Here is a 25,810-nt window from a genome sequence, read left to right on the forward strand (position 1 = left end):
TCATTCCTTGGGCAGGGCGAAGGCCAGGACATGGTCGCCCTGGCGGGTGTGCAGTGAGCCGTGGCCACCGGCGACGATCAGCACGTACTGGCGACCGTCCTTGCCGGTGTAGCTCATGGGCGTGGCCTGGCCGCCGGCCGGCAGGCGGCCTTCCCAGAGCTGCTCGCCAGTGCGCACGTCATAGGCGCGCAGGTACTGGTCGAGCGTGCCGGCGAGGAAGGCGACGCCGCCTCCGGTGATCACGCTGCCACCCAGGCTGGGCACGCCCATGGGCAGCGGGATGGGAATCGGCGAGCTGTCGCGCACCGTGCCGTTCTTGTGTTTCCAGGCGACGTTCATGGTGGTCAGGTCCAGGGCCGCGACGTAGCCCCAGGGCGGCGACTGGCAGGGCAGGCCGAGGGGCGAGAGCAGCGGCGAGAGCAGGGCGCCGTAGGGCGCGCCCTTGTTCGGCTGTACGCCTTCGATCTCGCTCTTGCGCGCAGGTTCATCGGCGGCGTTGCCTTCGGGGATCAGTTTCGAGGTGAAGGCCATGTAGCTGGGGTTGAGGAAGGCGATCTGGCGCACCGGGTCGACGGCGATGCCGCCCCAGTCGAAGACCCCGAAATTGCCGGGATAGACCAGGCTGCCCTGCTCGGAGGGCGGGGTGTAGATGCCCTCGTAGCGCAACGAGCGGAAAGCGATGCGGCAGAGCATCTGGTCGACCGGCGTGCCGCCCCACATGTCGCGTTCCTGCAGGGGCGGGGGCATCAGGTTGAGGGCCGACATGGGCTGGGTCGGCGCGGTGAAGTCGCCCTTGGCGGCGCCCTGGGGCACGGGGGTTTCCTTCACCGGGACGATGGGCTCGCCGGTGCGCCGGTCGAGCACGTAGAGGCTGCCCTGCTTGGTGGAGGCGATCAGCGCCGGGCGCGGGGCATCGCCGGCCTTCTGCGGCGGCAGGTCGACCAGGGTGGGCTGGCCGCCGACGTCCATGTCCCAGAGGTCGTGGTGGGTCATCTGGAAGGTCCAGCGCACCTTGCCGGTGGCGATCTCCAGGGCGGTGACGCCGGCGCTGTATTTCTCCGAGGCGGGGGTACGGCGGCCGCCCCACTGGTCCGGGGTCTGGTTGCCCATGGGCAGGTAGAGCAGGCCGAGCTGCTCGTCCAGGCTCATCACCGACCACATGTTCGGCGAGTTGCGGGTGTAGGTGCGGCCCTCGGCCAGCGGGGCGGTGTCGTCGGGGTTGCCGGCATCCCAGTTCCACACCAGGTGGCCGTCGCGCACGTCGTAGGCGCGGATCACGCCCGAGGGCTCGTCCTCGGAGAGGTTGTCGGTGACGTGGCCGCCGATGATCACCAGGTCGCGGCTGACGCCCGGCGGCGAGGTGGAGTAGTAGCCACCCGGGGTGAAGCTGCCGATGCCGCGCGTGAGGTCGATGGAGCCCTTGTCGCCGAACGCCTCGCAGGGCTTGCCGTCATCGGCGTCCAGGGCCATCAGGCGGGTGTCGGCGGTAGGCAGGAACAGGCGCCGCTCGCAGCGCTTGCCGTCGCTGGGGGTGTCTTGCTGGTGGTAGGCGACGCCACGGCAGGTCATGTGCGCCCAGCCCTTGAAGCTGTCGGCGTGCTGGGTGCTGATCTTCGGGTCGAAGCGCCAGACCTCGCGGCCGCTGTCCGGGTCCAGGGCGATCACCTGGCTGTGCGGGGTGCACACGTAGAGCATGCCGTTGGCCTTGAGCGGGGTGTTCTCGGCGGTGGTCTCCTGCGGGTCGTCGGGGCCGGGCAGGTCGCCCGTGCGGTAGCTCCAGGCCAGCTCCAGCTTGTGGACGTTCTCCGGGGTGATCTGCGCCAGGGGCGAGTAGCGGTCGCCGGCATTGCTGCGCCCGTAGGCCTGCCAGTCGCCTTCGGGCATGGGTGGCTCGCCGGCGGCGGGCGCGGGGTCGGCCCGGCTGATCTCGCCTTCCTGGCGGTGCGGTTCGGTGAACTGGCTGAGCAGCGCCACGGCGCCGGCCAGCAGCACCGCCACCAGCAGCGCGCCACCGTTGGCCGGCGAGGTGCCGCCGGCCAGGCCGCGCCGCGTCCAGGGCAGCAACAGCAGCACGCCCAAGCCGAACCACAGGGCCAGGCGCGGGACCAGTTGCCACCAGTCCAGGCCGACTTCCCAGAGGGCCCAGGCGGTGGAGGCGATGAGCATCGCGGCGAACACCAGCAGTGCCGAGCCGAGGCCGTACCACAGCAGGAAGCCGGTCAGCAGCAAGGTCCCTCCGGTCAGCGGGTAGTACCAGGAGCCGCCGACCCAGACCAGGCGGATGCCGCCGATCAGCAGGGCGAGGCCGATCAGCGACAGGAGCAGGGCGAGCAGGCGGGCGAGGGGGGAAGGGCGGGCGCCGAGGGTGGCCATGGGGTCCTCCGGATGGGGGCTTCGCGGTTGTGGTCGGGGGTTCGGCACGCGCGGATGGCGCGGCGCCGCTGAAGAGATCGAACCCCGGTGCGGGGAATAGTTCAGGGCCACGGGCGCGACGGAGGGCCCGGTGCCGGGGCGGATGGCACTTCGTCATCATTCCGTCATGTGAATCGGGTGAGCTATGCGCCTCTCATCATCCTGCTGGCGTTCGGGCTGGAGGCACGGTCTTGGAAGCGGGCTCACCCGCACGGTCGCTATCGCATCCCGCGTCGCCGCGTCGGCCTGGCCGTCGCGCGGGAAGCGCAGCCGCCCCGGCCCACCCAGCGGACTGCCGAGCGCCCCCTGCGCCGAGCCCCCGAAAATTTCCTGAACCGACCCCGCCCACGTCCCTCTGAACCTCTGTGACTCCCATTCCCGGTGAGCAAGACCATGAACCAGTTATTCGCAATGCTGCTCGGCCTGTTCGGCGCGGGCGATTCCCAGGCCAACGAACAGCCGGCCGTGCAGCCGCTCCCCGAGCCCATCAGCGTGCAGCAGTGGCAGGCGGCGTTCGATGAGGCGCTGGCGTTGCCGGAAGTCCGTTATTCGTCGTCGGACCAGGTGACCATCATCAAGAACGAGCGCGACGGCTCGGTCTATCTCTTCACCACCCGCAAGCACCCGGCCTACCCGGCGATGATCGAGCGCCGCCTGGTGGAGGGCGACGCGCCGCGCTATTCCAGCTCGGGTCGCTATGCGGGGGACGGCCAGGCCTATGCTGCCTGGCTGGAGAAGTACCACCAGTTCGACAACCGGCCCTACGAGTCGATGAACGTCAGCCAGGGCACCGAGCTGTCCTCGGCGAACTGATGCGCGCGGGGTTCAGGGCTCGGCCTTGAAGGCCGCGCCGCGGCGGGTGAGGGTGATGCCCGTGGCGCTGGCCAGCAGCGGGCCCTGGCCGTCGCTCTGCTCGCTGCGCTGCAGCTGGCCGCTGATCAGGCCCAGTTCCTGGAGGTCGCGCAGGCCAATCATGACCCGTGCCGGGTCGCCTTCCAGGGTGCTGGCATCTCGGGGGGCGTCCTCGCTGAGCTGGGCGAGGAGGGAACGCAGGAGAAGGGTGCGGCTCTGGATATCCATGGGCGGGACTGCAGCGTGATTCGAGGCTGATTCTAGAACAGCTTGGCCCGGCGTGGTGTGGCGATTGTCGGACATCCGCCGAATTGGCCAACCTGCGGCGATGCTGCGCTTCGCTTGGTGACTGAAGTGGCTCTGTCTGCGTTAGCTGTTGTGAGCGTGATTCGAGGCCTCAAGTCCGGTGCTTTCCGAGCATTTTTTGCCTCCCTGTCACGCCCACCGCGTGGGTTTCGCTTCGCTCTACGCCACCCTACGTAAACCACTCCGCCCCCAAAGCGTGATGCGCACATCGATGAAGATTCCGGCGAAGAGGTTGGAGCAGCGGAAACGCCCCTCCAGGAGGCCGAACGCAGTCGTTGCGTCGGGGGACGAGCGGCATGGATGCCGCGAGAGGCGCGCAAGGCCATGGATGGCCCTTCGCGCCGGCCCCCAGACGCCACTTGTGGCGAACGCACTTCAGTGCGGCCCGAAGGGCGAGCGTAGCGAGTAACGACGACGCAGTCGGGCCGGATGATGGGGCAAGCCCTTTTGGTTTCTTTTGGGTGGTTCGGCACCCCGACGACTGCCAAAAGAGACTCGCCCGTCAAGGCGAAATAGAAACCATCAGCAAAGCTCGGCAATCAGCTGGGCTCGAAACCTTCTAGCAAGATTTAACGTAGGCCGAGCCAATGAAATCGCCCCAGCGGTCGCCCTTGCAGGCTTTTGCACCGGTGGGGCGGCCGACAAATTTTTCACGTCTTCTTGATCTGGCCTTTACGGGCGGTGCGCGAGGGTAGTGGCGAACCTTGCAGGAGCGCGCCATGACGCCCGGACCCCGTATCTCGCTGTTCTTCGCCGGCCTGCTGGCCGTCGCTTCGCTGTGCGTGCCGCTGGCCCAGGGCAACACCCAGGTGCCGGAGCCGGGAGCGCTGCTGTCGCGGCAGGACTGGGCGGTGCCGGTGGACCGGGGCTTCAACCTCTACCGCATGACCCCGCAGCTGTACCGCAGCGCGCTGCCGGATTCCGGCGACCTGCCGCAACTGCAGCGCCTGGGGGTGCGCACGGTGGTGAGCTTCATCAAGGAGGACGACGCCGACTGGCTGGGTGATGCGCAGGTGCAACGGGTGAGCATCCCGCTGCACGCCGACCGGGTCGACGACGTGGACGTGCTGCGTGTGCTCCGTGTGCTGCAGCGGGCCGAGGCGCAGGGGCCGGTGCTCATGCACTGCAAGCACGGCCGCGACCGCACCGGTCTGATGGCGGCGATGTACCGCACCGTGGTGCAGGGCTGGAGCCGTGCCGATGCGCTGGCGGAGATGAAGGCCGGAGGCTTCGGCGACGCGCGGTTGATGGATGACGCCATCGCCTATGTCGAGGGCGCGGATATCGACGGCTTGCGCCAGGCGCTGGCCAGCGGCGCCTGCAGCACCCGGACCCTGGCGGCGTGCCAGGTGGGGCGCTGGTTGCGGGCCACCTTCGGCGCGCAGCCGGATGAAGAGGTGGCGGCGAGCGGGGCCGCCGAACAGGTGCGTTCCGACTCCTGACGCGCCCGCCGCCTCAGTCGTCCGGGCTGATGATGCCCTTGCGCACGGCGTAGAGGACCAGCCCGGGTACATCGTGGATGTCCAGGCGTTTCATGATCTGCGCGCGGTGGGCCTCCACGGTCTTCACGCTGAGACCCAGGCCGTCGGCGATCGATCGGGTCGAGGCGCCACGGCTGATCAGGCGCAGGATTTCCACCTGGCGCTGGGTGAGGCCGGGATCGTCGCTGCCATGCTGGCGCGCCAGGGCCTGGTCGATCACCGGCTGGGCGATGGCGGAGCTGAGGTAGCGCTGGCCCCGGTCGACGGCCTTGAGGGCGAGGGCGAGCTCGACCATGGCGGCGTCCTTGAGCAGGTAGCCGTAGGCGCCTTTCTCCAGGGCGGAGAGGACCACTTCGGCGTCGGTGTGCATCGAGAGCATCAGCACGCGGGCCTCGGGCACGCGCGTACCGAGGCGTTGCAGGGCCTCCAGGCCGTCCACGCCGTGCATGGATATATCCAGAAGGATGATGTCCGGCTTCAGGCGCTCGGCCATCAAGACGGCTTCCTCACCGTCCTCCGCTTCTCCGACTACTTCGTAACCCTCCAGGTCATTGACCATGGCTCGGACGCCGACACGGATGAGTGCGTGGTCGTCAGCCAGCAACAGGCGACAGGTCATGGGCGCTCCTTGCGCAACGCGTCGATCATGCATTTCTCCAATTGCAGGCTGCCCTGAAAAAGTGCAGGCCTACAGGTACGGAGTAGCATCCGACACGAAGGTTCGCCCGGATCGACCGGACGGACGGTAGCACCGGGCCAGCATCAGGATGGCCCGTTTTTCGCCTTGCATGCCTCTATCTGGCGGCTTCCGCGCTTTTATCCGTGCTCGAGCCACGCGCATAACGAATGATCACTTCCGGCAGTTTGGCCAGGGGCTCGGTGCTCTGAGCGGCACCCATGCGCAGGGCTTCCTTGGGCATGCCGAAGACCACGCAACTGGCCTCGTCCTGGGCCACGGTACGCGCGCCGGCCTCGCGCATGGCCAGCAGGCCGCGCGCGCCGTCGTCGCCCATGCCGGTCATGATCACGCCCAGGGCGTTGTGCCCGGCGTGACGGGCGACGGAGCGGAACAGCACGTCCACCGAGGGTTTGTGGCGGTTGACGTGGGGGCCGTCGAGCACCTCGACGAAGTATTGCGCGCCGCTGCGCTTGAGCTGCATGTGGTGCCCGCCGGGGGCGACCAGGGCCAGGCCCGGGCGCACGCGGTCCATGTGCCGGGCCTCGCGCACGTCGATCTCGCACACGCTATTCAGGCGCTGGGCGAAGGCGGCGGTGAACTTCTCCGGCATGTGCTGGACGATGACGATGCCGGGGCAGTCCACCGGCAGCTGGCGCAGCACCACCTCCAGGGCCTGGGTGCCGCCGGTGGAGGTGCCCAGGGCGACCACGCGGTCGGTGGTGGCGTAGCCGGTGGGGCGTGCCGCCGGCTCGGCCGGAGCCGCTGCCGGCGCGGCCTTGGCCGGCGGTGGCGGCGGCGCGCTGCGCGGCATGGCGTGGGGGTGGCTGCGGGCGGCCAGTTCGATCTGCCGGATGAGATCGCCCGAAAGCTGCTGCAGGCTGTCCTTGAGCCCCTGTCGCGCCTTGGTGAAGACACCGACGGCGCCGGCGGCCAGGGCTTCGAGGGTGATGGCCGCGCCGGCCTCGGTGAGGGTCGAGCAGATGATCGAGGGCGTGGGCCGCTCGGCCATGATCTTGCGCAGGAAGGTGATGCCGTCCATGCGCGGCATCTCGACGTCGAGGACCAGCACGTCGGGCCACTGCTTGCGCATCTTGTCCAGGGCGAACAGCGGGTCGGCGGCCTGGCCGATGACCTGGATGCCGGGGTGGTTGTCCAGGCAGGCGGTGAGCACCTGCCGCACCAGGGCGGAGTCGTCGACGATGAACACCTTGATCGGGTTCTGGGCGGGTCTGCTGAGCGGGCTCATGTGCGTTGGAATACCGAGGGCCGCACTGCACGCAGCGGCAGGTTGAAGCCATGCAGGCTTTCCGCATGGCCGATGAAGAACAGGCCGTCCGGGCGCAGGCGCTCCACCAGGCGCGCGACCATGGCGCGCTTTTCCTCCTGGCCGAAGTAGATGAGCACGTTGCGCAGGAAGATCACGTCGAAGGGGCCGATCTCCCTGGGGATCGGCCGGGTCAGGTTGAGTTCGGCGAAGGCCACCCGGTGGCGCAGGGTCTGGCTCATGCGGAACAGCCCCTCGCTTTCCTCCACGCCCTTGAGGCAATGGCGCTTGAGCCAGCCGGTGGGGAAGTTCTCCGCCTGCTCCATGGGGTAGGTGGCCAGGCGCGCCTTTTCCAGCACGCGGCGGCTGAGGTCGCTGGCGAAGATCGACCAGTCCTGGGTGCGGGCGTTCTCGGCCAGGGTCATGGCCATGCTGAAGGCCTCCTGGCCGGAGGAGCTGGCGGCGCTCCACAGGTGCAGCGGGCGACGCTGGCGGGCCACCCATTCGCCGAGCAGCTTGAAGTGCTGCGGCTCGCGGAAGAAGTAGGTCTCGTTGGTGGTCAGCAGGTCGATGACGGTGCGCCGTTCCTCCTGGGAGGCGGGATCGTCGAGCACCTTCATGTAGTCGCCGTAGCTGTCCAGCTCCAGGGCGCGCAGGCGGCCCATCAGGCGGCCGGCCATCAGGGTGCGCTTCTGTTCGGCCATGCGGATCCCCGAGGCCTCCAGCATCATCTGCTGGAGGCGACGGAAGTCGCTGTCGCTGAGCTTGGGCAGGTGGCTGGTGGGCATCAGCCGGCCTGCTGGGCGAGGCTCAGCTGGCGGATGTCGTCCAGCGAGAGCACGCGGCGCACGTCGAGGATGATGGTGAAGCCGCGCTCATCGCGTGCCATGCCGGCGATGAAGTCGGTGCGGATGCCGGCGCCGAACGGCGGTGCCTGCTCGACCTTGTCGGACTCGATGTCCAGCACCGCGTCGACGGCGTCCACCACCAGGCCGATGCGCTGCTGCTGGTCATCCAGGTTCAGCTCGATGATGACGATGCAGGTGCGCTTGTTCGGCACGCTCAGCTCGAAGCCGAAGCGTGCCGCCAGATCCAGCACCGGCACCACGTTGCCGCGCAGGTTGATCACCCCGTGGATGAAGGGCGGCATCATCGGTACGGTGGTCACCTGGCCGTACTCGATGATCTCGCGCACCAGGTCGATGGGCAGGGCGTAGCGCGCCTGGCGCACCCGGAACGACAGGTGCTGGATGCTGGTGGGCAGGGCCACCGGCACCATGGCCTTGGCTTCGTTCATGCCGCCTCCTCAGTTGAAGCTGACGAACTGGCCTTCATCGGCCAGCGGCTGGTTCGGCTTGCGCGGGGCCGGGCGGCGCAGCTCGCGTACGTTGCCTGGGCCACGGTCGTTGCGCGCCACGGGCAGCTTGTTGGCGTGGGCGCCGCTCTCCAGGCGGAAGTAGCCGATCAGCTCCTGCAGCTGGCTGGCCTGGGCGTTCATCTCCTCGGCGGTGGCCGCCAGTTCCTCGGAGGCGGAGGCGTTCTGCTGGGTGATCTGGTTCATCTGGCCCATGGCGATGTTGATCTGCGCGGCACCGGTGGTCTGCTCCTGGGACGCGGCGGTGATTTCCTGCACCAGGTCGGAGGTCTTCTGGATGTTGGGCACGATCTGGTCGAGCAGGGCGCCGGCCTGTTCGGCCAGTTGCACGCTGTTGCTGGCCACGCCACCGATCTCCTGGGCCGCCACCTGGCTGCGTTCGGCGAGCTTGCGCACCTCGGCGGCGACCACCGCGAAGCCCTTGCCGTGGTCGCCCGCGCGGGCGGCCTCGATGGCGGCGTTGAGGGCCAGCAGGTTGGTCTGGTAGGCGATGTCATCGATGATGCCGATCTTGTCGGCGATCTGCTTCATGGCCTGGACCATCTCGCGCACCGCCTGGCCGCCCTGAACGGCGTCGTTGGCAGCCTTGCCGGCGATGCCGTCGGTGATCTGCGCGCTCTCGGTGTTCTGCGCGATGGAGGCGGACATCTGCTCGACCGAGGCGGTGGTCTCCTCGACGCTGGCGGCCTGTTCGGTGGCGGCCTGGCTCAGGGATTGCGAGGTGGCGCTGACCTCCTCGGAGGCCGAGGACAGCGAATCGGCGGCGCTGCGCACGTCGGCCATGACGCTGCGCAGGCGCTCGGTCATGTGCTGCATGGAGGCCAGCAGGCGGCCGGTCTCGTCGCGGCTTTCGGATTCGACGTTCACGGTCAGGTCGCCTTCGGCCAGGCTGTTGGCCACGCCCATGGCGCGGTTCAGCGGACGCGAGATGGAGCGGGTGACCAGGATGCCGATGGCGAAGCCGAGCACGGCGGCGATCAGGATCAGGGCGATCATCTGGGTCCGCGAACCCAGGTAGATGTCGGTGATGGTGTCGTTGGCTTCCTTGGCGCGGGATTTCTTCTGGGTCACCAGCTCGCTGATGGTGGCGTCGGCGGCGTTGCCCTGGGCGCGCAGCTGCGGCATCAGCGCGGTGGCCTCGGTGCTCTGCGCCAGGGGGGCGTTCTTGTTGGCCTCGAGCATCTGCAGCACGATTTTCTCGTATTCGGACAGTTGCGCGTCGAGGGCGGCGAGCTTGGCGAGGGACTGCTCGCTGTCGAAGCTGCCGCGCGCCTTGTCGAGGTTCTCGTGCAGGTTCTTCATCGCTTCGTGGACCTGCGCGGCGGTGGCGTCGCGTTCCTGCTGGGAAGACGACAGCAGGTTGCTACGCAGGTGGCGGCCCATGTAGATGAGGTCCAGGTTGGCGTTCATCATGGTTTCCAGGGCGGCCATCTCGCGGTTGTACATCTGGTCGGAAAGGTCGTTGACCTTGCCCAGGTTGACGATGCCCAGGACCCCCACCACGGCGGTCAGGAGCACCACCAGGGAGAATCCGGCGATCAGCCTCACGCCGATCTTCAGGTTGCTGATGAATTGCATGGCGATGTTCTCCTACGAGCCGGCGAGGTCGGGGCGCGGTTGGGTTGAGGGCGTACGGGCGTCGGCGTCGACGCGTCCTTGCAGGTGGCGGAACAGGCTGGCGATATCGAGGATCAGGGCGACCTGCCCTGAGCCGAGGATGGTGGAACCACTGATGCCTTCCAGGTGCTGGAACAGCAGGCCGAGCGGCTTGATCACCGTTTGCAGCTCGCCGTGGAGGTTGTCGACGACCAGCCCGGCCTGCTGCCTGCCGAGGCTGACGACCACGATGTTGCGCCGCTTGCCACGCTGCACCGGCAGCTCGAAATGCGCGGCCAGGTCGATACAGGGCAGGGGCCGGCCACGCAGGTCGAGGTAGCCGTAGGCGGCCTCGGCCAGTTGCCCGGCTTCCAGCTCCAGGCATTCGGTGACCATGTCCAGCGGCACCACGAAGTGTTCTTCGCCCAGGCTCACCAGGAAACCGTCGATGATGGCAAGGGTCAGCGGCAGGCGGATGCGGAAGGTGCAGCCCAGCCCCGGGCGCGAGTCGATCTCGATGCTGCCGCGCAGGGCGTCGATGGCGCTGCGCACCACGTCCATGCCGACGCCGCGCCCGGAGAGGTCGGAGACGTTGTCGGCGGTGGAGAAGCCGGCGGCGAAGATCAGCCGCTGGATGTCGTGCTCGGGCAGGTTAGCCTGCGCATCGATCAGGCCACGGGCGATGGCCTTCTCGCGGATGCGCGCGGTGTTGAGGCCGTGGCCGTCGTCGGCCACCTCGATGACGATCATCCCCGACTCGTGGAAGGCGTTGAGGCTCAGCCGGCCTTCGGCGCTCTTGCCGGCGGCCAGGCGCTGCTCGGCGGATTCGATGCCGTGGTCGATGGCATTGCGCACCAGGTGGGTGAGGGGGTCGGCGAGCTTGTCGATCACCGACTTGTCCAGCTCGGTGTCAGCGCCGCGGATCTCCAGGCGGATGTCCTTGCCCAGCTGCTGGCTGACGTCGCGCACCACGCGGTGGAAACGGTTGAAGGTGTCGCCGATCTCGATCATGCGCAGCTTCAGCGCTGCCTCGCGGATCTGCTCGACGCGCTGGTTGACCGTCTGCGCGCCTTCCAGGCACAGGGCGTTGCCGTGCATCTGCGCCTGCAGCTGGGCCCCGGCGGCGCTGATCACCAGCTCGCCGACCAGGTTGATCAACTCGTCCAGCTTGTGCGCGGCGACGCGGATCTGGCTGCTTTCCTGGACCTTGCGCTCGCGCGAGCTCTTCTGCTTGGCCAGGGCGGCGTTGACCGCCTGCGGGGCGACGATGCCTTCCTCCACCAGCACTGCGCCGAGGGCCGGCTTGAGCTCGGCGGCCCCGGCCTGCAGGGCCAGGCCCTGGGCCAGTTCGTGCTCGGTGAGCAGGCCGCTGGCGACGAGGATGGCGCCGATGCGCTGGTCGGTCTCGGGCAGCGCCTGGATCAGGCGGATGTAGTCGTCCAGCGCGCTGTCGGGCGGCAGGATGCGCAGGGTGCAGAAGTCGTGGATGAAGTCGAAGACGTCCTCTATCTCGGCCTTGGTGGCGTTGCTGAGAAGGTCGATCTCCATGCCCAGGTAGCAGCTTTCCGGGTCCAGTTCGGCCAGCGGCGGCAGGGCGTCGTCGATCACCTGCAGGTGGAGCACCTCGCCCAGGCGGCCGAGGTACTGGACGAAGGCGATGGGGTCGAAGCCGTTGCGCAGCAGGTCGGCATGGAAGCGCAGGGAGATGTGCCAGGCACCGTCCTTCGCCGAGCCGCCATCGGCAGGCGGCTCGGTTTCACCGGGCGCCGCATGCGTCGGCGTGGCGGCGCCGAGGTGGGCGGCGAGGGCGCCGAGCAGTTCGGCCTGGTGCTGTTCGTCCACCGGCAGCTCACCGGTTTCCGGGTCGATGAGGGCGATCATCGAGACGATCTCGTCGAGGCAGCGCAGCATCAGCGAGACCAGCGAGGGGTCGAGCGCACGATGGCCGTCGCGCACCGCCATCAGGAGGTTCTCCAAGTGGTGGGTGAAGCTCACCAGGGGCGTGAGGGAGAACAGGCCGGCGGAGCCCTTGAGGGTGTGCATGGCGCGGAACAGACCATTGATGGCGGCCGCGTCGTCGGGCTGCTGGTCCAGTTGCAGCAGGTATTCCTCGGCCTGCTTGCCGAGGTCACGGGCCTCTTCGATGAAGCCCAGCAGCAGCTGGCTCCACTGTTCGCCATTGAGCATCGGGCGCCTCCGTTCAGGCCACTGCCGGCTGCTCGCCGGGCAGCAGCACGTCCAGGCGCAGCAGGCTGACGACTTCCAGCGCAGCGCCTTGCAGGTTCACCACCTCGACCGTGTTGCCGGCCAGCACCAGTTGGCGGCGCAGGCCGAGCAGCAGTTGCACACCGGCGCTGTCCAGCTCCTCCAACGCCTCGAGGTCCAGGCGCCAGGCCTCCACCCGGGCATTGGCCGCGAGCAGGGCCAGGAGCTCGCCATGGGCCTGGGCCACCTCGTAGATGGTCAGGCTGCCGCCCAGGGCGAGGCGCGCGGGGCTGGCGGCGGTGTCGAACTCGATGGCGAGCATCTCAGCCCACCAGCTTTTCGACGGCGGCCAGCAACTGCTGGGGCTGGAACGGCTTGACGATCCAGGCGCGCGCACCGGCGGCCTGGCCCTCGGCCTTCTTGCTCTGCTCGCTCTCGGTGGTGAGCATGACGATGGGGGTGAAGCGGTAGTCCTTGTGCGCCTTGATCTCCTTGACCAGGCCGATGCCGTCGAGGTTGGGCATGTTCACGTCGCTGATGATCAGGTTGATCTTCTGCCCGTTGAGCTTGGTCAGGGCGTCGCGTCCGTCGACGGCTTCGATGACCTGGTGGCCGGCGCCGCCGAGGGTCATCTTCACCAGTTGGCGCATCGACGAGGAGTCGTCGACTATCAGGATGGTCTTGGCCATGGGGCCTCCAATGATCAGAAAAAGGTGACTTCGCTGTTCTGCGCAGGCTGGCCGCAACGGCCGGTGCGCTCTTCGTCCGTGGTGAACTGCCGGCGCAGCTCGGTGAGCCAGCGCTGGGGCTGGCCGAGGATCGGGTCCTGGTCGCGCAGGGCTTGCAGCAGGCGCTCGAGGTCGTTCTGCAGGTGGTCGAGCATCTGGTCGGTGCGGTCCTGGAACTGCAGGCTGACGACGATCTCCTGGATGTCCGCCTGGGTGGTGCGGGCGTCGCGCTGCAGCTCGCGGGAGGTGTCGGTGAGTTCGTCGAGGTTGGCGCTGAGGCCCTGCATGATGTCGCCGGCCACCTGGTCCAGGTAGCGCAGGTTGCTTTCCTCGCTGGCCGAGAGCTCTTCGGCGGCGCTGACGGTGGAGCGGATCGCCTGGTTGATCTCGCCGACCTTCTCGACCATGCGCTGGCCGGTCTCGGCGGAGAGGCTGGAGAGCTTGCGCACCTCGTCCGCCACCACCGAGAAGCCGCGCCCGTAGTCACCGGCGCGCGCCGCTTCGATGGCCGCGTTGAGGGCCAGCAGGTTGGTCTGGCTGGCGATGTCCTGGACGTGCTTGGACATGCTCTGCAATTCGCTGGCGTAGCTGTTGAGGTGGCCGATGGTGGCCAGCAGCTCGTTCTTGTGGGCGGTGGCCTGGTGGAAGGCGGTGGTGACTTCGTCCAGGCGTTGCTGGGCCTGGCGCAGGTTGTCGGTGACGCCGGCACCGCCGATCACGCTCTCGGAACGTTGCAGGGTCTGGTCGAGGCGCTGGGCCAGGCTGGCGAAGCGACCGAACAGCTGGCTGACGTTGCCGCTCACCAGTTCGCGCACCTGGCCGATGTTCTGGCCCCAGGCGGGCAGTACCGCGCTGAGCAGGGGTTGGCAGTCGGTGGGCGGCGGCTCGACGCGGGTCGGCGCCGCTTCCACCACCACCGGTGCGCGGGGGCGCATGAGGAGGGCGGCGACGGCGGCCAGGGCGATACCGGCTCCCGCGACCCAGGACATCTCCAGCCCCAGGCCGGCGAGACCGAGGAGGAGGGCGAACCAGAGAACGGAATAGGCCAGCACGGCTAAGTCCCGGTAGTGGAGTGATACCGGGAACGATAGGAGGTGCGCTGCGTCGTCGAAATCGGGGTGGCCCCTAGGGCGGTCTAGGGGAATCCCGCCGTGCGGGCAGTGGCGCGACCGATCAGGGCACGCAGTCGCTGATCACCAGGCGGTTGCGACCCTGGGCCTTGCCCTGGTAGAGGCGCTTGTCGGCGCGGCGGTAGAGCTCGTCGCCGCTGTGGCCGTCGGTCCGCCATTCGGCCAGGCCGAAGGTGGCGGACAGCGGGATGCTGTGCTCGCCGTATTGCAGCGGTGACTGCTGCAGGTCGTGGCGCAGTTCCTCGACCAGGCGCGTGGCGTCGTCGCGGGTGGTCTGGCCCAGCAGCAGGCCGAACTCCTCGCCGCCCAGGCGGCCGATCAGGTCGGTGGAGCGCAGCCGCTGCTGCAGGCGCTGGCAGATATGGCGCAGGGCCTGGTCGCCGGCGTCGTGGCCCCAGCGGTCGTTGACCTGCTTGAAGTCGTCGACGTCGAGCACCACCAGCACCAGGCCGGCACCGCTGCGCTCGGCGTCGCGGATGCTCTGCTCCAGGGCCTGCTGGAAGAAGGCGCGATTGGCCACGCCGGTGAGGGCGTCGCTCTGCGCCAGGCGCCGCAACTGGGCGTGGGCGATCGCCCGGCGGGCCTCGTAGATGTGCATGAAGGCCAGGATCAGCAGGCCGCAGAGCATGGCGTTGCCCAGGTCGATCAGGCCCTTGGCGTCGGGCTGTGGCGGAAAGCGCAGCAGGTAGGCGATCACCGCCAGGACCAGATAGGGGATGGCCAGGAGGAAGCCGCGCAGCTTGCCCAGCAGCAGGTAGGAGAGCACCGGCACCAGGTAGATCCAGACGAAGGCGGTGGGCGAGGCGCCGGGCATGACGATGATGTAGAGGAGGAAGCTGAAGGTCGGCAGCAGGTAGGCGTAGAGCCAGGGCGTGAGCACCCGGACGTGGCGGATGCGCTGGCAGGCCCAGCCGAGCAGGGCGGCGGTGGTCATCTCCAGCAGGGACAGGAGCAGGTTGCCGGCGAGGAACTGCAGCACCGAGAAGCAGGCCAGGGTCAGGGCGGTGGAGGCGAAGATCAGCCGCACCAGGGCACGCTGGTCGGCGTCTTCCAGACCGGGGGGGCTGTGATGGGGTTGCTGCATCGCGGGCTCATCCGCAGGCCGTGAGCGCCTAGGCTATCGCAGGGCATCGGCGCGCCGTTAGCCTTTCCTCCGGTTTCGCCGGTCCCGCGCGCAGGGCATTCGCGCCAGTGGATGATCCACTCGTCCTGCGGCGTGTGTAGAGCATTGCCGTAGGCATTCGCCTCAATTACTGTATGTGCATACAGTTATTCGTGCCGAGCTTCCCATGCCTGCCTCCTTTCCTTCCGCCTTCACGGGCCGCCTTCGCCGGGATGGCGCCTGATGGGCGCCGTGATCGCCCTCGACGCGCTGCTGGACGAGCGGCGTGTCTGGAAGGGCCAGGCCAGTGCGCTGCCGGTCGGTGCGCAACCCACGGGGCATGGCGAGCTGGATGCGGCGTTGCCTTCGGGCGGCTGGCCGGAGTCGGCCCTCAGCGAAATCCTCGTGCCGGGCGCGGGGCTGGGCGAGTTGCACCTGCTCTGGCCGACCCTGGCACGGCTTACCGCCAGCGCCGAACGGGTGGTGCTGGTAGGCGCGCCCTACCTGCCGTACCCCCAGGCCTGGCAGGCCGCGGGGGTGGACCTGCGCTGGCTGGTGCTGGTCGAGGCCGAAGGCCGCGACGCCCTCTGGGCGGCCGAGCAGTGCCTGCGCTCGGGCAGCTGCGGCGCCGTGCTCTGCTGGCCGCGCCAGGCGGACGACCGTGCCCTGCGCCGGTTGCAGGTGGCGGCGGAAACCGGGCAGACCCTGGGCTTCGCCTATCGCCCCCTGCAGGAAGCCCTCAACCCGTCGCCCGCTGCCCTGCGCCTTGCACTGGACGGCCCGGGCCGGGTGCGCGTTCTCAAGTGCCGGGGTGGCCTGGCGCCGACCGGCACCCTGGCCCTTGCGGGGCACTGATGCGCTGGGCCTGCATCCTGCTGCCGCAGCTGGCGCTGGACGCCGTGCTGCGTCGCCGCGACGACCCCGAAGTGCCCCTGGCCCTGGTCACCGGCACCCCCCAGCGCCGCGTGCTGCAGGCGGTCAACCCGGCCGCGCGGGCCCTGGGGCTGCGCCCGGGCATGAGCCTGACCGCCGCCCACGCGCTGACCCGCGACTTCGCCCAGGCTGAATACGACGCCGGGGAGATCGAGCACTGGCAGCGCTTTCTCGCTGCCTGGGGCTACGGCTTCAGCTCCCATGTCAGCCTGCGCTACCCCCGCGTGCTGCTGCTGGAGATCGCCTCCAGCCTGGCGCTGTTCGGGCCCTGGCCGCGCTTCGAGGCGCGCCTGCGCGAGGAGCTGGCGGCGCTCGGCTTCCGTCATCGGATCGTGGTGGCGCCCAATCCGGTGGCGGCGCGCATGCTGGCCAACATCCACGACGGCCTGGCGGTGGAAGAGGGCGCAGCCCTGCACGAGGCGATCGAGCGCATGCCGGTGGAGCGTGCCGGCTTCGAGCCGGACGTGGCCACGGCCCTGGGGCGCATGGGGCTGCGGCGCATGAAGCAGGTCCTGGCGCTGCCCCGCGAGACCCTGGCCAAGCGCTTCCCCGCACGGGTGCTGCAGCACCTGGACGAATTGCAGGGGCGCCGTGCCGTGGCACTGGACTGCTACCTGCCGCCGGATGAATTCGATGCACGCATCGAGCTCAACTTCGAGGTGGAATCGAACCAGGCGCTGCTGTTCCCCCTGCGCCGCCTCACCTCGGACCTCGCCGCCTTCCTCGCCGGGCGCGACAGCGGTGTGCAGCGCTTCGTCCTGCACCTGCAGCACGCCAGCCAGGCGGACAGCCAGGTGCCGGTGGGCCTGCTGGGTACCGAGCGCGACCCGGCGATGCTCTTCGAGCTGGCCCGTGGACGCCTGGAGCAGCTGCAGGTGGTGGCGCCGGTGCGCGCCTTGCGCCTGGTGGCCCGCGACCTGCCGCGCTTCGTGCCCGAGCACCGCGAACTGTTCGACCCGCGACCGCAGCAGAACCTGCCCTGGGAAGCCTTGCGCGAACGCCTGCGCGCGCGCCTGGGCGATGACGCCGTGCAGGGTTTAAAGGCCCATGCCGACCACCGCCCCGAGCATGCCTGGCGCCTGGGTGTGGACGGCCAGGCCGGGCCGCTGCTGCAGGGGCCGCCTCGGCCCGGCTGGCTGCTGCGCGAGGGCCAGCCGCTGCGCGAGTTCGCCCCGCGCATCCTCGCCGGGCCGGAGCGGGTGGAATCCGGCTGGTGGGATGGCGACGATCAGCGCCGCGATTACTACCAGTTGGAAACCCGCGACGGCCGCCGCGCCTGGGCCTGGTGCCCGGCGGGGGAGATCGGCCCCTTCACCCTGCTCGGGTGGTTCGCATGAGCGCCGGGTACGCCGAGCTGCACTGCCTGTCCAACTTCAGCTTCCAGCGCGGGGCCTCCAGCGCCGCCGAATTGTTCGAGCGGGCGAAGCAGCAGGGCTACACAGCCCTGGCGATCACCGACGAATGCACCCTGGCCGGCATCGTGCGGGCCTGGCAGGCGGCCAAGGCCAGCGAGCTGCCCTTGATCGTCGGCAGCGAGATGATGATCGAGAACGGCCCGCGCCTGGTGCTGCTGGTGGAAAGCCTCGCCGGCTACCAGCGCCTGTGCCGGCTCATCACCCTGGCCCGGCGGCGCGCCACCAAGGGCGAGTACCGCCTGCTGGCGGAGGATTTCGACGGCGCCCTGGATGGCCTGCTGGCCCTCTGGCTGCCCGGCGAGCCGGCGGACGAGGAGCAGGGCCGCTGGTTGCGGGCCCGCTTCCCCGGGCACCTGTGGCTGGCGGTGGAGCTGCACCGGGGGCCGGACGACGCCGGCCGGCTGGCCCGCCTGCAGGCCCTGGCCGGTGAACTGGCCATCCCCGCCGTGGCAGCGGGCGACGTGCACATGCACGCCCGGGGCCGCCGTGCCCTGCAGGACTGCATGACCGCCATCCGCCACCACTGCACCCTGGCCGAGGCCGGGCAGCGCCTGTTCCCCAACGGCGAGCGCCACCTGCGCTCACGGGCGGTGCTGGAGCGTTTCTACCCGCCGGCGTTGCTGGCCGAGACCCTGGTGATCGCCGCGCGCTGCCGCTTCGACCTGGGCGAGATCAACTACCAGTACCCGCGCGAGCTGGTGGCGGAGGGGCATACGCCGGTGAGCTGGCTGCGTCATCTGGTGGCCGAGGGTATCCCTAAGCGTTGGCCCGAAGGCGCCAGTCCGGAGGCGCTGGAGAAGTTGGAGCACGAGCTGTCGTTGATCGAGGAGCTGGGCTACGAAAGCTACTTCCTCACGGTGCATGACATCGTCAGCTTTGCCCGTGGAGAGAAGATCCTCTGCCAGGGCCGGGGCTCGGCGGCCAACTCGGTGGTGTGCTTCGTGCTCGGCATCACCGAGCTGGACCCGAGCCGCTTCAACCTGCTGTTCGAGCGCTTCCTGTCCAAGGAGCGCAAGGAGCCGCCGGATATCGACGTCGACTTCGAGCACGAGCGCCGCGAGGAGGTGATGCAGTACGTGTTCCGCCGTTATGGTCGCGGCCGCGCCGCGCTCACCGCCGTGGCCAGCACCTACCACGGCACCGGGGCGGTGCGGGATATCGCCAAGGCACTGGGCCTGCCGCCGGACCAGGTCAACGCCCTGGCCGACTGCTGCGGCAGCTGGAGTGACCACGCACCGCCCGTGGATCGCCTGCTGGAGGCCGGCTTCGATCCCGAAAGCCCGGTGCTGCGCCGCGTGCTGGTGCTGACCCAGGAACTGATCGGTTTTCCCCGGCACCTGTCGCAGCACCCGGGCGGCTTCGTCATCTCCGAGGCACCGCTGGACACCCTGGTGCCGGTGGAGAACGCCAGCATGGCCGAGCGCACCGTGGTGCAGTGGGACAAGGACGACCTCGACGCCCTGGGCCTGCTCAAGGTGGACGTGCTGGCCCTGGGCATGCTCACCACCCTGCGGCGCTGCTTCGGGCTTATCGAGCGTCACCGCGGCCATCGCTGGACCATCGCTGGGCTGCCCAAGGATGACCCGGCCACCTACGCCATGATCAGCCGCGCCGACACCATCGGCGTGTTCCAGATCGAGTCCCGCGCGCAGATGGCCATGCTGCCGCGCCTGCGGCCGAAAGAGTTCTACGACCTGGTGATCCAGGTGGCCATCGTGCGGCCGGGGCCGATCCAGGGGGACATGGTCCATCCCTACCTGCGGCGGCGGAACAAGGAGGAAAACGAGGACTATCCCTCCGAGGAGCTGAAGACGGTGCTCCAGCGCACCCTCGGTGTCCCGCTGTTCCAGGAACAGGTGATGCAGATCGCCATGGTGGCGGCCGAGTACACGGCCGAGGAGGCGGACGGCTTGCGCCGTTCCATGGCCGCCTGGAAGCGCCATGGCGGCCTGGAGCCCCATCGCATCCGCCTGACCGAGCGCATGCTGGAAAAGGGATACGAGCTGGCATTCATCCAGCGCCTCTTCGAGCAGATCAAGGGCTTCGGCAGCTACGGCTTCCCCGAGTCCCATGCCGCCAGCTTCGCCCTGCTGGCCTACGCCAGCAGCTGGCTCAAGTGCCACGAGCCGGCGATCTTCGCCTGCGCCCTGGTCAACAGCTGGCCCATGGGCTTCTACACCCCCGACCAGGTGCTGCAGGACGCCCGCCGCCACGGCATCGAAGTGCGCCCGGTGGATGTGCGCCACAGCGACTGGGATTGCGACCTGGAACCCGATGCGCGCGGGCGCCTGGCCATCCGCCTGGGGCTGCGCATGGTCAAGGGCTTCAACGAGGAGGCGGCCGGGCGCATCTCCGCCGCCCGCGCCGTCCGCGCCTTCGACGACGTGGCCGACCTCTGCCACCGCGCCCGCCTGGATGCCCGTGCCCGCGAACGCCTGGCCGATGCCGGCACCCTGCGCGGCCTGGCCGGCCATCGCCACCGGGCGCGCTGGGCGGTGGCGGCGGTGGAGGAGGAGCTGCCGCTGTTCGCCGGCCTGCCGCAGCAGGCCGAGCTGCCGGTGGACCTGCCGCTGCCCAGCCGCGGCGAGGACCTGTACGCCGACTACGACACCCTGGGCACCACCCTCGGCCCCCATCCCCTGGCCCTGCTGCGCGGCGCCCTGGCCAGGCGGCGCTGCCGCAGCTCGCGGGACCTGGCCAACACGGAGCACGGTCAGGGGGTGAGCGTCGCCGGCCTGGTCAAGGGTCGCCAACGCCCGCAGACCGCCAGCGGGGTGGTCTTCGTCACCCTGGAAGACGAGTTCGGCATGGTCAACGTGGTGGTCTGGCACGACATCGCCGTGCGCCAGCGCCGCGTGCTGGTGGGCTCGCAGATGCTCCAGGTGGACGGCCGCCTGGAGACCAAGGACGGCGTGCGCCACCTCATCGCCCGTCGCCTGCACGACCTCAGCCCGCTGCTGGCGGGGCTGGATGTGCGCAGCCGGGATTTCCATTGATGAAGCATCGCGAATGAATTCGCTCCCACAGGGCGGCACCTCCACCGGCGGTGCTGCCGGCTAGCCCGCATGGTGGACCGATGGAGCGCGGTCCACCCTTGTATCTCGACTAAATACCTCCACAGGGGTAATAGTCCCCGACTGATCATCGGGGGAGGGGCTGGAAGTCGTGTCCACCCTTAGGCCGCGAGCCTGCAACGTAGATAGTGCTCCGCCCCTCCACACTCACTCGAAAAATCCGAACGGTATCCAGAGCCTCGAGCTCGCATCTACAAGGTTGGGTCGGGTGCAGTGATGATCGCGTCTGAACGGATCGGAAGGAGTACTCATGCCCAGCGTCATCGGCCTCGACATCGCCAAACACACCTTTGACCTCGCCACCCTGCAGCCCAACGGCAAGTACCGCACCAAGGCCAAGCTGGCCAACGACAAAGCGGGTTTCGCCGTCTTGCGCGACTGGCTGAACAAACACAGCGAACCCGGTGCCTGGGTCGTGATGGAGGCCACCGGCATCTACCATGAAGCCCTGGCCGAATGGCTGTTGGAGCACGGCTATCGGGTCTGTGTCCTCAACCCGGCGCAGATCGCCCACTACGCCCGTAGCCAGTTGCAGCGGGTGAAGACCGACAAGGTCGACGCCAAGCTGATCGCCGAATACGGCGAGCGCCATCAGGACAGTCTGCGTCCCTGGCAACCCGAGCCCCGTGCCGTGCGGCGCTTGAAAGCCCTGGTACGGCGCCTGGAGGACCTGCGCGAAATCGAGCAGATGGAGCGCAACCGCCTGGAAGTGGCCGATGCCAGCGTCCAGGCCTCGATCCAGTCGGTGCTGGAACATGTCGGGCAGGAGATCGAAGAGACCCTCAAGGCGATCGACGACCACATCGACAACGACCCGGATCTGCGCGGCAAGCGCGACCTGCTGACCAGCATCGACGGGATCGCCGACAAGACCGCTGCCCTGCTCCTGGCGGAGCTGGGCGACCCACTGCGCTTCGCCAACAGCCGCGCCGTCACTGCCTTTGCCGGGCTCAATCCGCGGCTGCAGGAATCCGGGAACCACCGGGACAAACGCGCATCTCCAAGACGGGCTCATCGCGCCTGCGGGCCGGCCTGTTCATGCCCGCGATCAGCGCCCTGACGTACAACGAGGCGATCAGGGCCCTGAGCGAACGGTTGAGGGCGAAGGGCAAGACCGGCAAGCAGATCGTCTGCGCAGCGATGCGCAAGCTGCTGAGCATCGCCTACGGCGTCTTGAAATCAGGCCGGCCATTTGACGCAAAACTGGCCCTTGCTCACTAGGAATCAAGACGGTATCTACATTACGGGGTGGTTCGGAGCTGCTGGTGGCGGCGCATCGCGAATGAATTCGCTCCCACAGGGGCGGCTCATCGCATGGGCATGACCGCTGCGTAGGGTGGAGGTCGCCTTTTACCTCCACCGGCGGTGCTGCCGGCTAGCTCTACGCCACCCCGGCGGCCGGCCTGCGAATCCAGGTGTAAGGGAAATGAGACAGCTGTCACATGATGGCAACCTGTCACTGCTTGAATGACGCCCATTCTCAGTGGAAGGAGCCTTGGATCATGGCAGCCGAAAGCAGTCTGGCGCGCCTGCTCAAACCCGTCGCGGGGCTGGAACCGGCGATGAGCATCAGCGATGTGGCCGACCGGCTGCTGACCGCCGAGCACAAGACCTTCCTTTCCCTGCCGGTGGTGGATACCGAGGCCCGGCCGCTGGGCCTGGTGAGCCGCTACACCCTGCAGGACATCTTCATGCAGCGCTTCGGCCGCGACCTCTGGGGGCGCCGCCCGGTGAGCGAGGTGATGAACGGATCGCCCCTGGTGCTGAGCCTGGAGATGAGCCTGGAACAGGCGGCCAAGCAGATCACCGCCGAGTTGCAGTACCCCATCACCGAGGACTTCATCCTGGTGGACGGCGAGGGCCGCTACCAGGGCCTGGGCACGGTGCTCGACCTGCTCAAGGCCATGGAGCTGCGCATCGCCCAGCGCAACCAGGTGCTGCGCAAGGCCCTGGTGGATCTGAAGGAATCCCAGGCCCAGCTGGTGCAGTCGGAGAAGATGGCCTCCCTGGGCCAGATGGTCGCCGGCGTCGCCCATGAGCTGAACACCCCCCTGGGCTACGTGAAGAACAACGTGCAACTGCTCGACCAGCTCACCGCGCCGCTCACCGAGCTGGCCCGCAGCCAGGCCGCCCTGGCCGATTGCCTGCGCGACCCGGATTGCGACGAGCAGCGCCTGGGCGACGCCCTGGACGCCGCCGCGGCGATGCGCGAGCAGGTGGCGCCGGAGCTGTTGGCCGAGGACCTGCGCCAGCTGTTCGGCGACACCCTTTATGGCCTGGAGCAGATCGGCGAGCTGGTGGCCGGGCTCAAGGACTTCGCCCGCCTGGACCGCGCCATGAGCGAGGAAGTGGACCTCAACGACTGCATCCGCAGCGCGCTGTTGATCGCCCGCAACCACATCAAGGACAAGGCCGAGGTGATCCAGCAGCTCGGCGAGTTGCCGCGCGTGGCCTGTGCGCCGTCGCAGATCAACCAGGTGCTGCTCAACCTGCTGACCAATGCCGCCCAGGCCACGGTCGGCTTCGGTCGCATCCAGCTCAAGAGCTGGGCCGAGGCGGAGTGGGTGTGCATCTCGGTGCAGGACAGCGGCTGCGGCATGGCGCCGGAGGTGGTGCGGCGCATCTTCGACCCCTTCTTCACCACCAAGCCGGTGGGCGAGGGCACGGGGCTGGGCCTGTCCATCAGCTACAAGATCATCCAGGACCACGGCGGGAGCATTCGCGTGGCCTCTGAAGTGGGGCGCGGCACGCGCTTCCTCATCCGCCTGCCGCGCGTGCAGGCCCGTGAAATGAAACGGAGCGCCTGAGCCCATGACTTCGCCCATACGCGTGATGTTCGTCGACGATGAGGAGCGCATCCTGCGCAGCCTCGCCCTGCAGTTCCGCCGTGACTACGAGGTGGTCACCGAAAGCGACCCGCTGCGCGCCCTGGAGCGCCTGGCCCGGGAGCCGGTGCACATCGTCGTCAGCGACCAGCGCATGCCGCAGATGAGTGGCGCCGAGCTCTTGACCCAGGTGCGCGAGATGGCGCCGGACTGCCTGCGCATCCTGCTCACCGGCTACTCCGATCTCGATACGGCGGTGGAGGCGCTGAACAGCGGCGGCATCTTCCGCTACCTGACCAAGCCCTGGGACCCGCAGGAGATGGCCTTCACCCTGCGCCAGGCGGCCGAGATCGCCGGGCGCCAGCTGCCGGCACCGGCGCTGGAGGTGGCGGCCAGGCGCGAGCCGCTCAGCGTGCTGCTGCTGGACGAGGACCCGGAGACCCTGGCCAGCGTCGCCGACTTCTGCATGGACGGCGGCCACCGCCTGCTGCGTCCGCGCCACTTGGGCGAGGCCGTGGCGATGCTCAACGACGAGCCGGTGGACCTGCTGGTGGGCGACCTGAAGTTCGCCGGCGAAGACACCGCGCCACTGCTCAAGTCCCTGGCCCAGGCCCATCCACGGCTGCTCAGCCTGGTGGTGACGCCGTTCCGCGACACCCAGGCGCTGCTCAAGCTGATCAACGAGGCGCAGATCTTCCGTTACCTGCCCAAGCCGATCCGTCGCGGGCTGTTCGAAAAAGGCCTGAAGGCCGCCGCCGAGCAGGCCCAGGCCTGGCGCGCGCAGCCGCAGCGCGCCCCGGCCCGCCAGGCAGAAGCCCCGCGCGAGGGCCGCGAGCGGGAGAAGGTGGGCAGCCTGCTGGGCATGCTCGGGCGGTTGCGGGAGCGATTGAGCGCCTGAGCCCTCGACCGTCCCGTCGTCATCCGCATCAATGCTGGCGCATGAGCCCCCTTGAAACCGCTGGTGAGCGCAGCGCCCGGCGTTTGGGCCGCAACCGTCGCCAGCCGATCACCACGCCGCTGACGCTGATGGCGAGGCCACCGAGGCTGAAGGCGATGATCAGCAGCTCCCGCAGCAATGGCCGTTCCAGCAGCGGTTGCCAGTCCCAGCTGTGCAGCAGGTTGAACAGCCAGCGACCGGCGCGGCGGTTGTCGTCCAGCACATCCAGCACCGCGCCGCTGTAGGGGTCGATATGCACCCAGCTGTGGCCGGGGTCGTCGAAGGCCAGGCGCAGCAGCGGCAGGCGCTTCGGTTGGCCGCCGTACATGCTGGCTTCGCCGCGCGGGTAGTAATAGGCGTCGTAGGCCTCCAGCCAGGTGGCTTGCGCCACGGGCCGGGGCGCGGCGGCTTCCAGGGTGCTACGGGGCAGTTGCGCCAGGGCCGGGCCCGCCTTCGCCAGCGGCAGCACGCGGCTGTCGCCCCGGGCATCCAGCGCACCGAGGTAGGCCGCGCCGCCAAGCATCCGCCATTGCAGTTCCACCGGTTCCAGGCCGGCTTCGTGGAAGCGTTGCAGGGCCTCCTCGACCCCGACCTTGAAGGCGCCAGCCCGCAGTTCGCCGCCCTGGAAATCCCGCGCGGCGAGGGGCGAGCGCCCTTCGGTGAGGTGCCAGGGGCGCATGGACATGAGGCCGCTGAAGATCCAGGCGATCAGCAGCAGGCCGAAGCCCAGCCCGGTGAGGTGGTGCCAGCGGGCGAACCCGGCCGGGTAGGGCGAGCGCGAGCCGCTGCGGTAGGGCCTGGAGAAGCGCCAGCGCAGCAGGCCGACCACGGCGCCCAGCACGGCCATCGCCGTGGCGGCCAGGGACAGGTAGATGACGATGCTGGCCCAGATGCCGTCCAGTAGGCCGCCGCGCAGCGGGTAGAGCCAGTGCAGCCAGGCGCCCAGGTAGTTCCAGGCGCGTTCGGCACGGCTGGCGTCGCGCACCACCTCGCCGGTGCGCGAGGAGACATAGAGCAGGCTGCGCGCCGCGTCGTCGACCCGCACCTTGTGCAGCGGGCGGTCGACGTCCAGGGCACGGCTGTGGCTCCACAGGTCTTCGTCAACCTCTTCCAGGTAATGGGCCTCGGCACCGCTGAACTGCCGCGCGCTGGCCAGGGCCTGCAACGGGCCCTGGGGCGCGTGCAGGCTGCCGTCGCGGGCGTCCACCGCGAGGTTGGCGTCGCGGTAGCCGAGCAGGTAGCGCGGCTCGCCGGCGATGCTGACCAGGCGCAGGCTCGAGGGCGCCTCGCTGCGCCCCGTGACCTTGAGTGCGACGGCGGGTTCCACGCAGCACCCCGCCGCCAGGGGCGGCAGCGGGGCGAGGCGCTCGGCCTGGGTCAGCTTGGGGTAGCCGACGTAGAGCATGACCATCCCCGAGACGAACCACAGGGCCATGAACAGGCACAGGCCGATGCCCAGCCAGCGATGCCAGAGGTACAGGTGGCGTTTCATCCGG

22 protein-coding genes are annotated in these 25,810 nt (G+C 69.0%); 9 read left to right on the forward strand and 13 right to left on the reverse strand.

Features of this window, described 5'->3' with window-relative positions; all coding sequences use genetic code 11:
• Nucleotides 1-2,373, reverse strand: coding sequence for a glucose/quinate/shikimate family membrane-bound PQQ-dependent dehydrogenase (locus PHLH3_RS15350; RefSeq protein ID WP_213630361.1), 2,373 nt, complete (start codon nt 2,371-2,373; stop codon nt 1-3).
• A gap of 432 nt (nt 2,374-2,805) precedes the next feature.
• Between PHLH3_RS15350 and PHLH3_RS15355 the strand changes: the two genes are divergently transcribed.
• Nucleotides 2,806-3,225, forward strand: coding sequence for a hypothetical protein (locus tag PHLH3_RS15355; protein ID WP_173179948.1), 420 nt, complete (start codon nt 2,806-2,808; stop codon nt 3,223-3,225).
• 12 nt (nt 3,226-3,237) lie between these two features.
• On the opposite strand, the gene PHLH3_RS15360 is transcribed toward PHLH3_RS15355, so the two are convergent.
• Nucleotides 3,238-3,492 (reverse strand): hypothetical protein, encoded by a 255-nt coding sequence (locus tag PHLH3_RS15360; protein WP_213630363.1) that lies wholly within the window; start codon nt 3,490-3,492, stop codon nt 3,238-3,240.
• Nucleotides 3,493-4,289: 797 nt separating this feature from the next.
• On the opposite strand from PHLH3_RS15360, the gene PHLH3_RS15365 reads away from it, so the two are divergent.
• The gene (locus tag PHLH3_RS15365; protein WP_213630365.1) at nt 4,290-5,012 is read left to right on the forward strand and encodes a tyrosine-protein phosphatase; all 723 of its coding nucleotides are present in this window, start codon (nt 4,290-4,292) and stop codon (nt 5,010-5,012) included.
• Between the two features lie 13 nt (nt 5,013-5,025).
• Here PHLH3_RS15365 and PHLH3_RS15370 read toward each other — a convergent pair whose 3' ends face one another.
• The 10 genes from PHLH3_RS15370 to PHLH3_RS15415 all read right to left on the reverse strand — a co-directional run bounded on the left by PHLH3_RS15370 (nt 5,026) and on the right by PHLH3_RS15415 (nt 15,112).
• On the reverse strand, nt 5,026-5,670 hold the full coding sequence (locus tag PHLH3_RS15370) for a response regulator transcription factor (RefSeq protein WP_213630367.1): 645 nt from the start codon (nt 5,668-5,670) through the stop codon (nt 5,026-5,028).
• 175 nt (nt 5,671-5,845) lie between these two features.
• On the reverse strand, nt 5,846-6,976 hold the full coding sequence (locus PHLH3_RS15375; protein ID WP_213630368.1) for a chemotaxis response regulator protein-glutamate methylesterase: 1,131 nt from the start codon (nt 6,974-6,976) through the stop codon (nt 5,846-5,848).
• Nucleotides 6,973-7,782, reverse strand: coding sequence for a CheR family methyltransferase (locus tag PHLH3_RS15380; RefSeq protein ID WP_173179938.1), 810 nt, complete (start codon nt 7,780-7,782; stop codon nt 6,973-6,975). Before PHLH3_RS15380 ends, PHLH3_RS15375 begins: the two co-directional genes overlap by 4 nt.
• The gene (locus tag PHLH3_RS15385) at nt 7,782-8,291 is read right to left on the reverse strand and encodes a chemotaxis protein CheW (RefSeq protein ID WP_228723449.1); all 510 of its coding nucleotides are present in this window, start codon (nt 8,289-8,291) and stop codon (nt 7,782-7,784) included. The genes PHLH3_RS15380 and PHLH3_RS15385 overlap by 1 nt, the downstream gene beginning before the upstream one ends.
• A 9-nt stretch (nt 8,292-8,300) precedes the next feature.
• Entirely contained in the window at nt 8,301-9,947 is a 1,647-nt protein-coding gene (locus PHLH3_RS15390; RefSeq protein WP_213630370.1) for a methyl-accepting chemotaxis protein, read from the reverse strand.
• 12 nt (nt 9,948-9,959) lie between these two features.
• The gene (locus tag PHLH3_RS15395) at nt 9,960-12,152 is read right to left on the reverse strand and encodes a chemotaxis protein CheA (RefSeq protein ID WP_213624685.1); all 2,193 of its coding nucleotides are present in this window, start codon (nt 12,150-12,152) and stop codon (nt 9,960-9,962) included.
• A 13-nt stretch (nt 12,153-12,165) separates the two neighbouring features.
• Nucleotides 12,166-12,492 (reverse strand): STAS domain-containing protein, encoded by a 327-nt coding sequence (locus tag PHLH3_RS15400; RefSeq protein WP_213624687.1) that lies wholly within the window; start codon nt 12,490-12,492, stop codon nt 12,166-12,168.
• Nucleotide 12,493: 1 nt separating this feature from the next.
• Nucleotides 12,494-12,859 carry a response regulator gene (locus tag PHLH3_RS15405; RefSeq protein ID WP_021221682.1) on the reverse strand — a complete coding sequence of 122 codons (366 nt, stop codon included), beginning with the start codon at nt 12,857-12,859 and terminating at the stop codon, nt 12,494-12,496.
• A 14-nt stretch (nt 12,860-12,873) separates the two neighbouring features.
• Nucleotides 12,874-13,950 (reverse strand): methyl-accepting chemotaxis protein, encoded by a 1,077-nt coding sequence (locus PHLH3_RS15410; protein WP_280527430.1) that lies wholly within the window; start codon nt 13,948-13,950, stop codon nt 12,874-12,876.
• A 121-nt stretch (nt 13,951-14,071) separates the two neighbouring features.
• Nucleotides 14,072-15,112 carry a GGDEF domain-containing protein gene (locus PHLH3_RS15415; protein ID WP_213624689.1) on the reverse strand — a complete coding sequence of 347 codons (1,041 nt, stop codon included), beginning with the start codon at nt 15,110-15,112 and terminating at the stop codon, nt 14,072-14,074.
• Between the two features lie 261 nt (nt 15,113-15,373).
• Between PHLH3_RS15415 and imuA the strand changes: the two genes are divergently transcribed.
• The 7 genes from imuA to PHLH3_RS15445 all read left to right on the forward strand — a co-directional run bounded on the left by imuA (nt 15,374) and on the right by PHLH3_RS15445 (nt 24,275).
• A complete protein-coding gene (gene imuA, locus PHLH3_RS15420) occupies nt 15,374-15,985 on the forward strand; it encodes a translesion DNA synthesis-associated protein ImuA (protein WP_213624691.1) in 612 nt (203 codons plus the stop codon).
• Nucleotides 15,985-17,400 carry a DNA polymerase Y family protein gene (locus tag PHLH3_RS15425; RefSeq protein ID WP_213624694.1) on the forward strand — a complete coding sequence of 472 codons (1,416 nt, stop codon included), beginning with the start codon at nt 15,985-15,987 and terminating at the stop codon, nt 17,398-17,400. Before imuA ends, PHLH3_RS15425 begins: the two co-directional genes overlap by 1 nt.
• Nucleotides 17,397-20,474 carry an error-prone DNA polymerase gene (locus PHLH3_RS15430; RefSeq protein WP_213624696.1) on the forward strand — a complete coding sequence of 1,026 codons (3,078 nt, stop codon included), beginning with the start codon at nt 17,397-17,399 and terminating at the stop codon, nt 20,472-20,474. The genes PHLH3_RS15425 and PHLH3_RS15430 overlap by 4 nt, the downstream gene beginning before the upstream one ends.
• Before the next feature lie 328 nt (nt 20,475-20,802).
• Nucleotides 20,803-21,612, forward strand: a complete 810-nt coding sequence (locus PHLH3_RS15435; protein ID WP_244862883.1) for an IS110 family transposase — start codon at nt 20,803-20,805, stop codon at nt 21,610-21,612.
• Nucleotides 21,591-21,773: a hypothetical protein gene (locus tag PHLH3_RS30435; RefSeq protein WP_244862884.1), complete on the forward strand. Its 183-nt coding sequence runs from the start codon at nt 21,591-21,593 to the stop codon at nt 21,771-21,773. Before PHLH3_RS15435 ends, PHLH3_RS30435 begins: the two co-directional genes overlap by 22 nt.
• Nucleotides 21,774-22,054: 281 nt before the next feature.
• The gene (locus PHLH3_RS15440; RefSeq protein WP_280527431.1) at nt 22,055-23,359 is read left to right on the forward strand and encodes an ATP-binding protein; all 1,305 of its coding nucleotides are present in this window, start codon (nt 22,055-22,057) and stop codon (nt 23,357-23,359) included.
• Between the two features lie 4 nt (nt 23,360-23,363).
• Nucleotides 23,364-24,275 (forward strand): response regulator, encoded by a 912-nt coding sequence (locus tag PHLH3_RS15445; RefSeq protein ID WP_213624698.1) that lies wholly within the window; start codon nt 23,364-23,366, stop codon nt 24,273-24,275.
• 28 nt (nt 24,276-24,303) lie between these two features.
• Here the strand turns inward: PHLH3_RS15445 and PHLH3_RS15450 are convergent, their stop codons facing one another.
• The gene (locus tag PHLH3_RS15450; RefSeq protein ID WP_213624700.1) at nt 24,304-25,806 is read right to left on the reverse strand and encodes a PepSY domain-containing protein; all 1,503 of its coding nucleotides are present in this window, start codon (nt 25,804-25,806) and stop codon (nt 24,304-24,306) included.
• Nucleotides 25,807-25,810: the final 4 nt, after the last annotated feature.

It is taken from the genome of Pseudomonas sp. Pc102 (genome assembly GCF_018408275.1).
In the GTDB taxonomy this organism is placed as follows: Bacteria; Pseudomonadota; Gammaproteobacteria; order Pseudomonadales; family Pseudomonadaceae; genus Metapseudomonas; species Metapseudomonas tohonis.